The sequence below is a fragment of the Dolichospermum compactum NIES-806 genome, assembly GCF_002368115.1.
Lineage (GTDB): Bacteria > Cyanobacteriota > Cyanobacteriia > Cyanobacteriales > Nostocaceae > Dolichospermum > Dolichospermum compactum.
In genome coordinates this window covers 3,990,856-4,008,769 of record NZ_AP018316.1, presented here as the reverse complement: position 1 = coordinate 4,008,769, position 17,914 = coordinate 3,990,856, and the positions used below count along the sequence as shown (strand labels likewise).

Genomic DNA, 17,914 nt, shown 5'->3' with positions numbered 1-17,914 from the left:
TCGCAAATCTTGGGATTTTGTCTTCTTCAAAGATATGCCGTTGAAAAACAACATCGTAATCAGAAAATCCTGTGGAGCTATATTGGATAAAAGCCGTATAGGGCAAATCTCGCGCTAAATTTCGGAATGCTTCCGGTTCTATCCCTGATTTGACTTGGGCAATTGCCGCTTTTAAATCTGTGACAGTACCATCTAATTGAGGAATTTGTGCTAACAACGCCATTTCTGGAGTTAGACGTGCATTAGGAATACTCTTAATCCCTAGTAAATCTGGTTCCTCGGTTGTTAAAATTCTCTCAATTGTTGCCAGATTTAACTGTTGTTCTTGCCAATCTAAGCATTGAGGTTGAGTTAGGGGAATACCTACTTGATCTAAATGTAAAACAACATCATAACGAAAACGACTCATCTCCGTATGACTGTAACCCCGTTTTAATTCAATTTGGACGTGACTAATCCGAGAAAATCTTTGCTTGAGAGCGATAAAGAAATCAGGGTCAATCAGCAATTCTTCTTCCGTGCGAATCCTGTTTTGAATTTTTTGGCGCAAGTCCTGAATTGATAAGTCATCAGGGGCGCGATAAAATTCTGTGGTGGTGTGGAAAGCTGCTAATAAATGGAGATTTCGCACGTCCCCAATAAATATTTTTCCTTGATGGCTCACAGTTTTGATTGCCCCTTCAATTACTGACAACAAGTAATCTAAAGAAGGGAAATACTGAATTACAGAATTAATGATTACCAAGTCATAAACATTGGATTCAATGCCATCAAACTGGTTAGCAGCACTTTGTTTTAAAGTAACTTTGTTTTGGAGAGATTGCTGTTTGAGATGTTGTTCAATATACTGCAATCCGCTCGATGCAAAATCTGTACCTAAATAATGTTGACAATGGGATGCAACTTTAAATAATAACATCCCTGTTCCGCAACCAATTTCCCAAACTCGTTTGGGTGCAAGTTCTAAAATTTGGTCAACTGTTGTATCACGCCATTCTTGCATGGCTGATCGCAAAATTGGCTCTCCTGTGTAGCTATCCTTCCAACCTGCAAGATTCAAAGTTGGATCATCGGTTGGTGTTGTTTGTTGAGTGTAGCTATCATTAAAAACTTGTTCCCACAATTCTACCTGTTCACTTTGGCTGGTATAGTCGCCTTCCGTTGTAGGGACGACATAAGCTACCAGATGTTGATAGCGAAGCGCTCCGTAGGAATCGTGTTCGCTATCTTCCCGCACCAAAACAACCGCTTCCTGAATTTTGGAATGTTTGAGCAAAGATGCTTCAATTTCACCTAATTCAATACGGAAACCCCGCAGTTTGATTTGGTAATCAATCCGTCCTAAGTATTGCAGATTACCATCAGGTAGCCACCGAGCTAAATCACCAGTTTTATAAATTCGCTCAGTTTTGCCGAATAATTCCACGTTCAGAAATTTTTCGGCGGTAGTTTCAGGACGATGTAAATAACGCTGTGCTAAACCTGCACCTGCAATGCAAAGTTCTCCAGGAATACCAGGGGGCAGGGGTTGATTATATTTATCTAAAATGTAGATGCGAGTGTTAGCGATCGCTTGACCTATAGTTGGTTCATGCTGGGCATTTTTGGCAACTTTCGTAAATGTAGAGTAAGTTGTGTCTTCAGACGGTCCATAGAGGTTGTAAACTTCTCTGACAGATGTGTTTTGATATAAAGCCTGTACCAAACTATTTTTTAATGGTTCACCAGCTAAATTAATTACCTGTACACTTGCGGGAATAGCATTCATATTCAGCAGTTCCGCCGCCGCACTCGGTACAGTATTAATCAAAGTTATCGGTACAGGACTCTGACGTGCTTGCTCAATGTAGAGTGCATTTTCTACCAAAATCACACTACCACCTTGAGTCAGGGGAACAAAAATTTCAAAAATGGAGAGATCGAAACAAATTGAGGTTGAAGCTAAGACACCTGCAAGCTGTTCTGCACTAAAGACTGAATGCGCCCATTTTACAAAGGCTACGGGACTAGAATGGGCGATCGCCACTCCTTTAGGTCGCCCTGTAGAACCAGAGGTATAAATTATATAAGCTAAATCATTATTAATGCTGATGGGATGGGGATTATTTGTTGGCTGTTGAGTCCATGTTTGTTCATCCAAAAACACTACTTGAGCAGTATTTTTCAGCTTTTCTAAAGGAAGTTGCTCTTTCAGGGATTTAGTTGTTAGTAATACCGCCGCATTACTATCTTCGAGCATTAAATGAATGCGTTCTTGGGGATAACTTGGATCAATCGGTACATAAGCTCCACCGGCTTTGAGGATAGCAAAGATACCGATGAGCATTTCCAAGGAACGATCAATGCAAATCGCCATCAGTGGGTTATCAGATATGCTTTTGAGTTGCAAGAGATGATGCGCCAGTTGATTAGCTTTTTGATTGAGTTCTTGATAACTCAGGCTTTGATCTGCAAACACAACTGCAATCTGATCGGGTGTTTTTGCTACCTGTTGTTCAAACAGAGTTACCAATGTTTGGTTCTGAGGGTAACCTGTGTCAGTTTGATTCCAGATTAGCAGTTGTTGAACTTCTGCTGAAGTGGTGATGGGTAGCTGATAAATCGGCTGTTGGGGATTTTGGGTAATTGCTGTCAGCAAAACTTCAAAATGTCCCGCCATGCGTCTAATGGTTGATGCCTCAAATAAATCTGTAGCATATTCCCACATACAATTTAGTTGCTCATCCCTTTCGCACAAATCCAGCAGTATATCAAACTTGGCAAAGGGGAAACTTTGTTCCAAGTATTGAATATCAAGCCCTGGTAAACTCACATTCACCCCAGCCCCCGCCGCGTTTTGCAACACCATCATCACTTGGAATAAGGGATTATGGCTGAGGCTGCGTTCTGGTTGTAGTTTTTCTACCAAATAATCAAAGGGAATATCTTGATGAGCATAAGCATCTAAGCAAGTTTGACGGGTTTGTTGGAGTAAATTAATAAATCCTTGTTCTGGCTTGATTTTGCTTCGCAATACTAAGGTGTTGACAAAAAAGCCAATTAACCCTTCTGTGTGGCTATGAGTGCGGTTAGCGATCGCAGAACCAACACATAAATCCTCTTGGCGGCTGTAACGGGATAGTAAGATATTGAAAGCAGTCAACAGGGTCATAAATAAACTCACCCCTTGTTCTTGACTCAAGTTTTTAAGCTTCTGAGTTAGTTCTTGACTCAAACAATATTCTTCACGCCCACCTTGGTAACTTTGTTGCGCTGGACGGGGATGATCTGTAGGTAACTCTAATAACCTGGGTGCATCGCCTAGTTGTTGTTTCCAATAATTTTCCTGACTTGCTAAAGTCTCCCCTTGTAACCAATTGCGTTGCCAAGCTGCATAATCACTATACTGAATCGGTAACGGTGATAAGTTGGGAGTAGAACCGACTGCAAAAGCGGTGTATGCTTTTTCCCATTCCCGCTTAAATACACCCATTGACCAACCATCACTAATAATGTGGTGCATATTTATCAGCAGGACATTTTTCTGGGGGCTGAGTTGCACTAGTTTGGCTTTGAACAGGGGTCCAGTATTTAAGTCAAAGGGTTCTTGAGCATGGTTATCAGCTAATTTTTGTAAGATTTCCGCTTGTGTGTGGGGATCGAGTTCTTGTAAGTTGGCGATTGCCAACACTTCTATATCTTCTATACTTCTAACTACTACTTGTGGCTCTCCCTCCAAAGCCGGAAAATAACTGCGTAAACTCGTATGACGTTGTAGTAAATAAGTTAAACTCTGAGTCAGAGCCTCTACATTGAGTTTGCCATTTAATTCGTATGCGAATGGCATATTATAGGTAGAAGAAGTTCCTGTCGCTTCCAGTTGAGCGATAAACCAAAGTCTTGATTGGGCAAAAGACAGAGTTTTTGGTTCATTTTCTAACTGGGGGGAAATGGGAGGTAAAGCCACACTCGCAGATGCTTTATCAATTTCCCTCGCCAACTCAGATAAAATGCTTTGCTCAAATATCTTACGAACAGGTACTTCTACTCTGAAAATATCACGAGTGCGGGCAACTAATTGAGTTGCTAACAGGGAATTTCCACCTAATTCAAAGAAGTTATCAGAACGACCAACAGAGTTAACTTTTAATAAACTTTGCCATAAACTAGCGAGTAGTTCTTCTGTGGGAGTTACTGGTATTTCCAAATCAGCAGCAGTGGCTGTGTTTGGTGCTGGTAATGCACGACGGTTTATTTTTCCATTAGCAGTCAAGGGCAAGTTTTCCAAAACCATAATCTGGCTAGGAATCATATAATTTGGCAAGCGATTTTTGAGGTATTCTCTTACTTCAATTACCCCCTTAAACGCCAAGCCAGCGGTTTTTTCTGACTCTGTAACATAGGCAATTAACCTGGGATTGTTATCAGTTTCATATAAAATCACCACAGCTTCTTTAGCTGATGGATGTTGTAATAATAGTGATTCTATTTCACCCAGTTCAATTCTAAAACCCCGTAATTTTACTTGTTCATCAATGCGACCCAAATATTCTAAATATCCTTCATTATTCCATTTAGCTAAATCACCGGTTTTATAAATCCGTTCAGATTTACCAAATAAATTAATATCAATAAATTTTGTGGCTGTTAAATCAGGACGATGAAGATAACCCCGCGCTAAACCTATTCCTGCAATACACAATTCACCGGGGATACCAGGGGGTAATAGTTGATTATTGGCATCTAAAATATAAATACGGATATTAGGTAATGGTTTACCGATTGGTGGTTTTTTGCTGTTTATCTGACTATTGGGTTGACAAAGATAAATAGCAGCCGTCACAGTAGATTCTGTCGGACCATAACAATTGTATAAATGTTGTTCTGTTCCCCACTGACTTACCAATTCAGCCGAACAAGCCTCTCCACCAACAGCCAGATATTGTAAATCTGGGACACTCACTTTTGGTAAGACAGATAAAGCCGAAGGAGATAAAAAGCCATGAGTAATTTTGTGTTTAGTTAAAAAATCAACTAAACTTTCACCAGGTAATAAAGTATCTTTATTGCCTAAATATAAACAAGCACCTGCTGATAAAGCAGTTGCAATTTCACCAATAGATAAATCAAAACTAAAAGACCCAAATTGTAGCAAGCGACTGTGATTTTGAACTTGAAAACTTTCACCCCAAGCTAAAGCCAAATTAACAATCGCTTGATGTTCAATCATTACCCCCTTGGGTTTTCCAGTAGAACCAGAAGTATAAATCACATAAGCTAAATTATTGTAATTGACAGTGGTCACTGAGCGAAGTCGAAGTGTTGACAATTGACAGTTGACAATTGGTGATGAGTATTTGTCTAGTTCTTCATCTAAGTAAACAACTTCAACAGGATTTTGTAAACTATCTAAAGGTAACTTATCTACTAAACAACTTTGAGTTAATAAAACCGATACTCCAGAATCTTCTAACATCAACTCAATTCGTTCTTGGGGATAGTTGGGATCAATGGGTACATAAGCACCAGCAGCTTTCAGAATCCCTAAAATACCAACAATCATTTCCAAAGAACGTTCCACAGAAATACCGATTAAGGTATCTGGTTGTATTGGGTAATTTTCAATTAAGTAATTAGCTAGTTGGTTCGCTTTTGCATTTAACTGTTGATAAGTTAGACTTTCAGATGCCAAAACTACAGCTAAATTATTAGGATTCTTAATAACTTGCTGTTCAAATAAGTCAACAAGAGTTTTATCTTGAGGATATTCTGTTTGTGTATGATTCCATGTTTGTAGTTGCTGAATTTCATCTGGAGTCAGCAAAGATAGAGTATTAATTGATTGATGGGGATTATCAATAATTTGCTGGAGCAGAACCTCAAAATGGCGCACCATCCTTTGAATATTTGTATCTGCAAACAAATCAGTTGCATATTCCCACTCTCCAGTTAAACCTTGAGGAGTTTCCCGGAAAATTAGGGATAAATCAAAGAATGTTGTGGTGTTTTCCCACTCAAAGCGGGTGAGAGTTAAACCAGGAATTAAAAGTGTTTCGGGAGTTCCACTTTGTAAACCAAAAGCGACTTGAAATAGGGGATGATGAGCAAGCGATCGCTCTAATCCCAGTTCATCAACTAATTTCTCAAATGGTAAATCTTGATGGTCGTAAGCATCTAAAGTGGTTTGCTTTACTCTTTGTAGTAATTCTAAGAAACTGGGATTCCCTTCCAGGTTGGTACGCAAAGCCAAAGTATTGACGAAAAAGCCAATTAATGGTTCTATTTCTCTACGGTTGCGATTGGCGATCGCTGAACCAACTACAATGTCCTCTTTTCCAGTGTAGCGCGATAATAATAGCATAAATACTGCCAGTAAAGTCATAAACAAGGTAGTTCCTGACTCCTGACTTAACCGCTTTAATTTTTGTGTTAAATCTAGATCAATTTGGATAAATTCACTACGTCCCCTAAAACTTTGGACTGATGGACGTGGATGATCTGTAGGTAATTCTAATAAAGGGGTAATTTCTGCTAATTGTTGTTGCCAGTAATTAAGTTGTTTATTTAAAGTTTCTCCTTGTAAATATGACCTTTGCCAATGAGCAAAATCAGCATATTGTAAAGATAGTGGGGATAAAGAAGAAGATTTTCCATTACAAAAAGCGGTGTAAAGAGTGAATAATTCTTTGCGGAAAATATCCATTGACCAACCATCACAAACTATGTGATGAATGACTAACAATAGCAGATGAGCTTGATAGCTTCGCTCGCCGCAGGCATCAGCCAGTTGCAGTAATTTTACCCGCAATAAAGGAGGATTTGATAAATTAAATGGCTGTTGTAATTCTACTGTTGCTAAATGTTTGGCTTTGCTGAACTGGTCTTTTTCTGGTATTTGTCGCCAGTCTATAACTTCTATTTTTAATGCAGGTTGGCTGTGAATTACCTGTACGGGAGATTCATTAACAACGGAGAAGCTAGTGCGTAAGATTTCATGGCGTTGGACAATTTCTAAAATGGCTTTTTCTAAAGCACTGATATTTAATAAACCGCTAATTTTCCAAAAAAATGGCACATTATAAACACCATTTTCTCCTTCTAGTTGGTCAATAAACCACAGTCTTTGTTGAGCAAAAGAGAGGGGAAGGGGTTTTTCCCGTGATACTGCTTGAATGAGTGGGGTTTGTTGTTGTTTTTTGAGTTTTTGTAAAACTAATTCTCGTTTTTCTGGTGATAGGTTTTCAAGACGTTTTAGTAAGTCGCTCATAAGATTTTTATTGAAATTTATTTTTTATCGAACCACGAAGACGCAAAGGACACAAAGAAAGATAGAAGAAATTTTACAATTAATTGACGGAGCTATATAAGATATTTTTTAAACTTATACTGCTGGTCTAAAGAAGTAGCTACGTCGAGTTTTTAATTTGCCATTTTCAAAGGAATAAACCTCAGCAAAACGCTCATTAATGGGAGAGCCATTTTTATGGATACCAATAAATTTGCCCCAGCAAGCACCATGATTATTGTCAACTGCAATATATTCAAGATAATGTTGACCGGAGGCAATGATTCTCTCATACTGATAAAAATTTAGCAATCTGTCAAGCCCAATAAAAGGTTGATAACCAGGACGCTCATAAATGATATTTTCGTCGAAGCAATTTTTGAGTAAATTCCAATCAGATGAGTCAACAGCAGAAAATAAAGTAACTATCAATTCTTTTTCGGCTGCAATATTCAATAAGGTAATAGTGTTTGACATATTCTTCTGGAAATTTTGGATTTGCATTTATTTAAATCAAAGTGCTACAACTAATCATCACAACATTAATTGCTGTGTCACCTCCTCTTCTGATAACTGATCCACCCCTGCTAAAATCCTGGACAGTTCATCATTTTCTGCTTGCTCAATTTGTTGTTCAATAACTTTTTGAGCAAGTTCCGCAATAGTTGGATTTTCAAATAAATAACGCAGAGGGAAATCTAGAGAAAAGACTTCTCTTAAGCGAGAAATCGCTTGAGTAGCTAGTAAAGAATGTCCGCCTAATTCAAAAAAGTTATCGTTAATTCCTACTTGTGGCAATTTCAGAACTTCAGTCCAAATTGTGGCTAATTCTTTCTCAACTGGTGTACTAGGAGCAACAAAATCAATTTCTATATTTCTGTGCGTTTGCTCAGGAACAGGTAAAGCTCGACGGTTGATTTTCCCATTTGGAGTTAGGGGTAAACTCTCTAGACATACGAAAGCGGTAGGAATCATGTAATCTGGTAGCTTTTCTTTGATAAAGTTGCGTAAGCTGCTAGGGTTGGGAGCATGATCTTTTGCTACCAAATACGCTACTAATAATTTCTGACCTGGTTCATCTCCCCGTGCAATTACTACCACCTCTTTTATATCAGGATGTTGAATTAAAACAATTTCAATTTCTGCTAATTCAATCCGAAAACCGCGAATTTTTACTTGTGTATCAATTCGACCAATAAATTCCAGATTGCCATCAGGCAACCGACGGACTAAATCTCCGGTTTTATAAAGTTTTCCCCCTGCTGCTGCCTCAAAAGGATTAAGAATAAATTTTTCTAGAGTAAGTTTTGGTTGGTTTAAGTAGCCTCTAGCAACACTTGCACCACCTACATAAAGTTCCCCAGGAACACCCACTGGTACTCTATGTAGATTCTCATCTAGTATGTAAACTGTTCTATCACCGATAGGTTTACCAATAGGAATGGAATTGACATTTTCGCCAAGTTGTTGAGGAATTGGATAACAACAGGTAAATACTGTGCATTCTGAAGGACCATAACCATTGATGATTTTGGTTTCTGGTAATAGTTCTAAAGCACGATGTACATGATTTATAGACAAAAATTCTCCACCAATAAGCAGTTTTTTAATGCCTAATAAACCTTGTGGCATTGTATTAATCATCATATTGAATAAAGCAGAAGTTAACCAAAGAGTATTAACTTTTTGTTCTTGAATAATTTGGGTTAATTTTTCTGCTGTAGGAATTTTTTCTGGATACAGTACACAACGTCCACCATAAAGCAAGGGTGGCCACATTTCTAGGGTGAGTCCATCCCAAGAAACAGATGAATGTTGTAGCCAAATTAGGTTTTCATCAAGTTGAATATAATCAACCCCAAACATAAAACCAATAAAGCTACGATGGGGAACTTCTGTTCCTTTTGGTGTTCCTGTTGAACCGGATGTATAAATGATATAAGCTAAATTTTCTGGAGTAACTTCACTGGGGAAATTATCTGCTAAATATTGGGCGATAATTTCCCCATCTGTGTCAAGATTCACCACTGTTTGCTGATTGAGTGGGAGTCTATTTTGTAAATGAGTTTGTGTTAGTAAGATGGGTGTTTGTGCATCTTCCAGCATTAAAGCTAATCTTTCTGTAGGATAAGCTGGATCTAATGGTACATAAGTCCCCCCTGCTTTGAGAATGGCAAGTATTCCGATTACCATTTCTGGGGAACGTTCAACACAAATTCCTATCCTGGTTTCTGGTTTAACTCCTAATGATTTTAAATAATTTGCTAATTGATTGGCACGGTTATTTAATTGCCGATAAGTTAAATGTTCTTGTTTATAAACAACTGCAATCTTATCAGGTGTTCTCTGTACTTGTTCTTCAAATAAAACATGAACACATTGATAATTAATATTTTCCTGATTTTGATGATTCTCTAGATGATTTTCTAAAATTATTAATTCTTGTTCTTCTGCTGCACTGAGTAAAGATATTTGTGAAATATTCTGTTGTAAGTTTTCAGAGAATCTTGTGAGCAATGTTTGGAAATGTCCAATCATGCGGTTAATTGTTGATTCATCAAAGCAGCTAGTATCATAAACAAATCTACCTCCTAACTGTGAACTAGGGTTAATGACTATTGTTAATGGGTAGTTTGTTCTTTCAAAACAACTGAGATGACTAATTTCTAAGGTTTTTTGTGTGTCTTGTTTACTGGAATCTACAGGATAATTTTCAAAGACTAACAGACTTTCAAATAATGGCATTCCTGGGAGAATATCACTTACTTGTTGAATTTCTGCCAGGGGAAAATAACTATATTGTTCTTGTTCTATTGCTTGATTTTGTAATTCTTGCAGCCAAGATAATATTTGTTTTTGATTATCAATTTTTACACGGGTGGGAATGGTGTTAATTAATAATCCCACCATTGATTCTATGTTTTCTATTACAGGTTGACGACCGGATACAGTTGCCCCGAAAACTACATCTTTTTCTCCACTATAGCGGGAAATCAATAAACTCCATGCTCCCTGCACCAAATTATTTAATGTTAAATGATGTTGTCGTGCCGCAGTTTGCAACTTTTCAGTTACCGTTTGAGATAATTGAAAACGTTTTTCTTGATATATTCCTTTGCTTCTGTTCCCTGTTAAGAGTTCCCTGGTCCCTATCAGAGTAGGTGTTTCAAAACCTTGTAGTGTTTGTTGCCAAAATTGTTTAGCTTGTTCAATATTCTGCTGTTGCAACCATTCAATATATTCTTTATAAGGTCGAACTGGTGACAATCTTAAATGTTCACCTCGTTGATTTGCTTCATACAAAGCGAAAACTTCTTTGAGGACAATTTGCATTGACCAACCATCAAAAAGAATATGATGGTGACTCCAAATAAATTGGTAAGTCTTTTCTCCTAATTGAATGATAGTAAAACGCATTAAAGGAACTTGATTTAGTTCAAATCCCTTGTAGCGATCGCTCTTTAGCAACTCTTCTAACTGACCTTTCTGTTCATCAGGTGTTAAATGTTGCCAATCCAATTTTTCCCAGGGAATATCAACTTGCTTACTTACCATTTGCAAGGGTTTTTCTATTTCTTCCCAATAAAAAGCACTGCGTAATATTGAATGTCTAGCTACAACTTGTTTCCAAGCTTTTTGGAATGCAGCAAAATTCAATTCCCCAGAGAGGATGCAAAGTAACTGCTCAAAATAAACTTCTGATTCTGGTGCATAAAGGGTATGAAACAACATCCCTTGTTGCATGGGTGAAAGTTCATAAAGGTCTTCGATACTTTGCATAAAATTTCCTCTCCGTGTCCTCTGTGCCTCTGTGGTATGGCTAACGCCACGCTTCGCTATCGTTATTCCGTGATTCGTGAGTCCTGTAACTCTTCCCTGTTCCCTTACTTCTTCTTGTTAATTTTGGCTAGGAATTTATCTAGCTGTTGTTGATTGAGTTTAGCAGCAGAAAAATCAGATGGGGTATAGCTTTGATCGTCTTTTGATTGACAGTGATAAATGAGTTCTGTTAATGCTTCCATGAATCCTGAAGCTAACCTTTCAATAGTGTCTAGCTTGTGAATTTTATCACTATATGCCCAAGTCATTTCCAGTTTTCCAGCCCGAATAAAACCGCTGATTCCTAATAAGTGACTACGACGATTTAATGAACTCTGTTCTGATTTAAATTCTTTAGCTTCACCTAAAACTGATGATGCTTTCAGAACTTGATCAAATTGTCCCAGGTAGTTAAAACTAACTTGCGCTGATGGGAAGGAAGCTAATTTTTCACGGATGCTGGTGTCTGCATTTAAATATCGCAAGACACCATAACCTATTCCCCGTTTAGGAATGCTTCGCAGTTGTTCTTTGACTGACTTTAATGCTTCCCCTGGTTGGTTTTCTTTGAGTTCTAAACCCACGGGGAATAATGTTGTAAACCAACCTACAGTTCTTGAAAGGTCTACATCTTCAAATAAGTCTTCCCGTCCATGTCCTTCTAAATCAATTAGTAAAGAATTTTCTCCTGTCCATTGGGCAAAACTCTGTAATAAAGCTGTTAATAAAACATCATTAATTTGGGTATTGTAAGCAGCAGGTACATCTTTTAATAGGGCGCGGGTTTGTTCTTCATTTAACGCCAGTGATACAGATGCAGTTGAGGCTATGGTGTTATTTTCTTCAGATGCAGTATAGTCTACTGGTAAAGGTTTAGTGGCAATATTAGATTGATTTACCCAGTAATCTAACTCTTTGACAGCTTGGGTTTGAGCATATTCTGTTAAGCGATCGCTCCAATATTTCCAAGATGTTGTTTTCTCCAGTAATTTTATCGCCTGTCCTCGGCTAATTTGTTGGTAAGCTGTTGCTAAATCTTCTAATAAAATCCGCCAAGAAATCCCATCAACTGCTAAGTGATGAATAACCAAAAGTAAACAACTGGGTTTATTACTTCCTAATTGGAATAATCCAAATTTGGCAATTTCTCCTGTTGCTAAATCTAAACTAGCTTGTAATTCTGTATCTTTAGTTTTGATCGCTGTTTCCTGTTCTGCTGCTGACAGATGCGATAAATCAAAGATGCTTAATGGTACTGTTTCTTTGACATCGGTGTGGATTTGTTGCCAGTTTTCCCCTTCCTGGACAAATTGCGATAGCGTTCGCGGAGCGTCCCGGAGGGAACTAGCGCTGCTGCAAGCAGTTCGCAAAGCATCATGGTGTACCAACAGTTTTTGTACCACTTCCTGCAATAACTCAGGTTGCAAATCAGCAGGAACTTCTAACAATGCTGACTGGTTAAAGTAATTGATTTCTGGTAATTTCTGTGCAAAAAACCATTTTTGAATCGGTGTTAAACCAACTTTACCAGTTACTAAACCTTGTTCGGCGTTGATTTGGCGAGTCATACCCGCTACTGTCGCTAACTCGGCAATAGTTTGATACCTAAATAACTGTTTAGCGGCAATTTGAATACCTGCCTGATTCGCTTTAGAAACTAGCTGAATACTGAGAATTGAATCTCCACCTAATTCAAAATAGTTATCGTGAATGCCAACATTTTCTATTCTCAGCACTTCTGACCAAATCGCCACTAATTTTTCTTCGATCAGTGTGCGTGGTTCTGCAAATTTATCTTCATCACTGCGAGAAAAATCAGGTGTTGGTAAAGCCCGATAATCTACCTTTTGATTTGGTGTCATGGGTATACTATCTAGCACCATGAACGCTGCCGGAATCATGTAATTCGGTAATTTCTGTTTAAGAAACTGGCGCAGTTCGTCAATTGCTGGCTGTGGTGTTTGGGGTACGAAATAAGCTACAAGTCGCTTTTGTCCGGTAGTTTCTTGATGGGCAATCACCACAGCTTGGGATACTTGGGGATGCTGTCTTAATACTGTCTCAATTTCTCCCAACTCGATGCGGAAACCGCGAATTTTTACCTGATTGTCAACTCGTCCCAGGTATTCTAAATTACCATCTCTTCTAAATCTGACTAAATCTCCTGTTTTATAAAGCTTTGGGCGTTGTATATTTGGTGGATGATTTTGTTGGTTTTGTGGGATGGGCATCTTGCCCGACCCTTGTATTTCTGAGGCAGGTAAGATGTCTACCCCACAAGAATTGTCTGCCATGGGGTTCTCAATAAATTTCTCAGCTGTGAGTTCTGGACGTTGCCAATATCCTCTTGCTAGTCCTGCTCCCCCAATGTGTAATTCTCCAGGAACTCCTATAGGTACAGGTTGCTGATATTGATCTAAAATGTAAACCTGAGCATTACTAATGGGTTTACCGATGCTCACAGAAGTATTTGTCGGGGTGAGGCGTTCTAAAGTAGTAATTACTGTGGCTTCTGTCGGTCCGTAACTGTTAAATAATTGGGGTGCTGGGGAAAGATGCGCTGTGCAATGATGCCAATGTTGCACTTTTTCTAGCTGTACTTCTTCCCCACCAATAATCACGGTTCTCAAACTTCCGGGAATAGGAGAGTTTTGGGGTTGCAGTTCTGTTACTAACTGATGCCAGTATGCTGTGGGTAAGTCCAAAACTGTTAACTGCCATTTTTGACAACACCGCCAAAAATCATCGCTGGAGTTGAGCATTTCTTCGGTGCGTAACACTAAGGTTGCACCGACACAAAGACAGGGGAAGATTTCTTCTATGGATGTATCGAAGCAAACTGAGGCGAATTGTAGAACCTTATCTTGACCATTTATACCATACTCATCAATGGCAGTGGTGACAAAGTTCAATAATGAACGATGTTCTATCATTACTCCTTTGGGTTTACCCGTAGAACCAGAGGTATAGATAATGTATGCCAGTTTATGGAGTTGAACGTCACTCACTGGATTGGCTGGACTTTGGGTAGCAATTTTCGCCCAATCTGTATCTAAACAAATGGTTTGTCCGGTATAACCTGTTAGTTTCTCTTGGAATCTATTTTGTATAAGTAAAATACCGAGTTGGGTATCTGCGATAATCTCAGATATGCGTTCTTGGGGATAAGCAGGATCAATGGGAACGTAAGCACCACCGACTTTGAGAATACCCAATAAACCAGCAATCATTTCTAGGGAACGATCAACGCAAATACCTACCAAGGTTTCTGGTTGAACTCCTAAACTTTGCAGATAGTGAGCGATTTTGTTAGCGCGATCGCTCAATTCTCGGTAAGTTAATTTTTTACCATCCTGTTCTACAGCGATCGCATCTGGTGTTAATTCTACTTGCAGTTCAAATAACTTCTGGATACACTGAGTCTGTGTATTTTCCCTAGCTGTTTGATTCCATTCCCCTAGTAATTTTTGTTGAGATGCTGTCACCAGAGGTATTTGACAAATTTTTTGTTCTGGGTTAGCAAGCATCTCAATTAACACCTGTTCATACTGCTCTAGCATCGCTTCCATGCTTTCAGCATCAAACAAGTCGCTGTTATATTCCAAATCCAGAGTAATTCCTCTTGCTCCTGTTTTTGCACCGGACTGTACACTTTGTTCAAACCTGGGGATAACTAAGAAGTCAAGATCAAACTTGGCAGATTTGTTATTAGCTGGTTCATGCAAGGTGAAGTCAAAGCCAGGGAATTTTAAATAGGGTTTGGCGGAGTTATGGAAACTAAACATCACCTGAAATAGCGGATTATGACTGAGGTTGCGAACCGGTTTCACTGCTTCTACCACTTTATCAAAAGGTACGTCTTCGTTAGCGTAAGCTTCCATTGTCATTTGGCGCACCCGATCAAGTAATTCCCGCACTGTGGGATTTCCTGAAACGTCAGTGCGTAAAACTAAGTTGTTAACAACCATACCCATGATCTTCTCGATTTGGTGCATCCGACGATTGGCAACCGCAGAACCGATAAAAATATCATCTTGGCTAATGTAACGATGCAACAGGATGATAAAACCTTCCAGCATCGTCATAAATAAGGTTGCACCTTGCTGATGACTGAAATCTCTCAGGGATTCGCACAAATTAACAGGCAATTCCATCCTGGTGTGTTCGCCATTATAGGTTTGCTCTTTGGGACGTGGGCGATTGTATGGTAATTCCAACAACGGGGAAATCCCGGCTAACTTTTGTTGCCAATACACCAACTGCGCTTGAGCTTCTTGTGTTTTTGCCCATTCACGCTGCCAAGTAGCAAAGTCAGCAAACTGGTAACTTAATTCCGGTAATGGGGAAAGTTTACCCGCCCAGAAAGCTTCATACAGTTCTACCAACTCACTTAAAAAGACGTTAAATGACCAGCCATCATGCGCCATGTGATGTTCCACATGGGTCAATATATAATCCTGGTCGCTCAACTGAAATACCGCCCATTGCACTATTGGTAGTTGGGTTAGGTCTAGGTGTGTGAGAAGTTCTGCCTCTACTAACTTTTGTGCCTCTATTTGTCGCTCCGGTTCAGGAATGTCCCGCAGATCAACGACTCTCAAAGCGGCTCCTGGATGTGGGTGAATTACTTGATAGAGTCTACCATTCACCTCTTGATAAGTTGTCCTGAAGATTTCATGCCGCCTGACAATCTCATCTAGAGAACGTTGTAGAGCTTCAAAATCCAGTTTGCCTCTAATGTCCATTGTGGCCTGGAATTGGTAGGCGCTGTTTTCTGGTGCTAATTTATGGACAAAGTAAATGCGCTCTTGGGAAAAGGAAACTGGTACAAGTCCTTCATGGGAAATATGTTGAATGGTAGGGCGTTCCCATTGGGTTTGTTCACCACCTTGGGCAATGATTTCAGCTACAGCAGCTATGGTGGGGTTAGCAAATACTTGAGCAAAAGATATATTGACTGAGAAAATTTCCCGCGCCCGAGAAATCATTTGCGTCACAATCAGGGAGTGACCACCCAAACAGAAAAAGTTATCATTGACTCCCACTACATCTAGTCCTAATAACTCAGTCCAGAGAGTCGCTAACTGTTCTTCAATAGAGTTACGGGGTGCAACAAAAGCTGCTGCTAAATCGGGGCGTGTGCGAGCAGGGGCTGGGAGAATACGACGATCAACTTTACCATTCGGGGTCAGAGGTAAGGAGTCCAGCGCCATCCAAGCCGCCGGAATCATATAAGCGGGTAGCTTGTCTTCGAGGAAGCTTTTTAAGGTTGTGGCGGTGACTGGGGATTTTTGATTGGATACAACATAAGCAACTAGCCGTTTATCACCAGGAACATCTTCCCGAACAGTTACTACTGCTTGTTGTATATCTGGGTGTTGACTTAAAGCCGTCTCAACTTCTCCTAGTTCAATCCGAAAACCGCGAATTTTGACTTGGTTATCAACTCGCCCCACAAATTCAATATTACCGTCCGGTAAATAACGGGCTAAATCCCCCGTTTTATACAATTTTGGATTTTGGATTTTAGATTTTAGATTATGAAACGGATGAGAAATAAATCTTTCCTCAGTTAACTCCGGACGGTTCAAGTAGCCTCGTGCTAAACCATCACCACCAATATATATTTCCCCTGGAGTACCCACGGGAACAGGTTGTAGTTGTTCGTTAAGTATATATATTTGTGTATTGGATATGGGGCGGCCAATGGGTAATGTTGTGCTACCTTCTGGTACATCTTCTACTGGATAAAAACAGGAGTATGTTGTACTTTCAGTTGGTCCATAAACGTGCAGTAAATTCTGGGGTGCGCCATTTTTCAGCACTGCTCTGACTGTTTTCGGATCTACAGCTTCACCACCAAATAATAAGTATCGCAGGTCTTTAAATGCCTGGGGAACAATGTTAGCTAATTGATTAAATAAGGCAGTGGTTAAAAATAAGATGTTAATTTTTTGTTCACTGATGTAGTCAGCAAAATCTAGAGGTGAAAGCAGAACGTTTTGCGGAACACCGACTAAGGTAGCGCCATGTAATAGCGAACCCCAAATTTCAAAGGTGGCTGCATCAAATGAAGTATTGGAAGCTTGGGCAGTACGGTCAGTGGTTGTAAACTGTACATAATTGGTATTACATACTAGCCGATTCACCGCCCGATGGGGTACAGGGACTCCTTTGGGTGTGCCTGTAGAACCAGATGTATAAATCACATAGGCTAGATTTTCTGCTGTGACATCGCTGGTAGGATTTTCTTGATTTTGGCGATCAATTAATTCCCAATCTTGATCTAAACAAACTGTTTTTACTCCACTTTCCGCAAAGCTTTCCACAAATTTTTGCTGTGTTAACAGCACTTGCACTTGGGAATCTGCGAGCATGAAAGATATCCGTTCTTTGGGATAGGTGGGATCTAGTGGCAGATAAGCTGCACCTGCTTTGAGAATTCCCAATAGCCCGACGATCATTTCTAGGGAACGTTCAACACTAATCCCTACTAGAACTTCTGTTCCTACACCTAAAGATTGTAAATAATGAGCTACTTTATTGGCTTGGTGATTCAACTCTTGATAAGTAAGTTTTTGCCCATCAAAAATAGCAGCAATATTATCTGGAGTTTTTTCTACTTGTGCTACAAATAATTCATGGATGCACAAATGTTGAGGATAATCTACTGTGGTATTATTCCAGTCCACCAATATTTGATGTTTTTCCTGTTCGGTTAAAACGGGCAAATTCTCCAGAGAATTATTTGATTTAATCACCATTTCTCCCATAATTTTTGTATGTAAATTGATAATTTTACTAAGGTGGTAAACAATAATTAATACTTAC

The 17,914-nt window shown here is 39.3% G+C and carries 3 protein-coding genes and 1 pseudogene; all 4 read right to left on the bottom strand.

Annotated features, from left to right (window positions below):
- Window position 1: 1 nt before the first annotated feature.
- Window positions 2–7,246, bottom strand: a pseudogene (locus CA730_RS18640) (amino acid adenylation domain-containing protein); the annotation flags it as partial.
- A gap of 114 nt (window positions 7,247–7,360) precedes the next feature.
- A complete protein-coding gene (locus tag CA730_RS18635; protein WP_096669559.1) occupies window positions 7,361–7,741 on the bottom strand; it encodes a nuclear transport factor 2 family protein in 381 nt (126 codons plus the stop codon).
- Between the two features lie 57 nt (window positions 7,742–7,798).
- Window positions 7,799–11,044 (bottom strand): non-ribosomal peptide synthetase, encoded by a 3,246-nt coding sequence (locus CA730_RS18630; RefSeq protein ID WP_096669557.1) that lies wholly within the window; start codon window positions 11,042–11,044, stop codon window positions 7,799–7,801.
- A 104-nt stretch (window positions 11,045–11,148) separates the two neighbouring features.
- Window positions 11,149–17,856: a non-ribosomal peptide synthetase gene (locus CA730_RS18625; RefSeq protein WP_096669555.1), complete on the bottom strand. Its 6,708-nt coding sequence runs from the start codon at window positions 17,854–17,856 to the stop codon at window positions 11,149–11,151.
- Window positions 17,857–17,914: the final 58 nt, after the last annotated feature.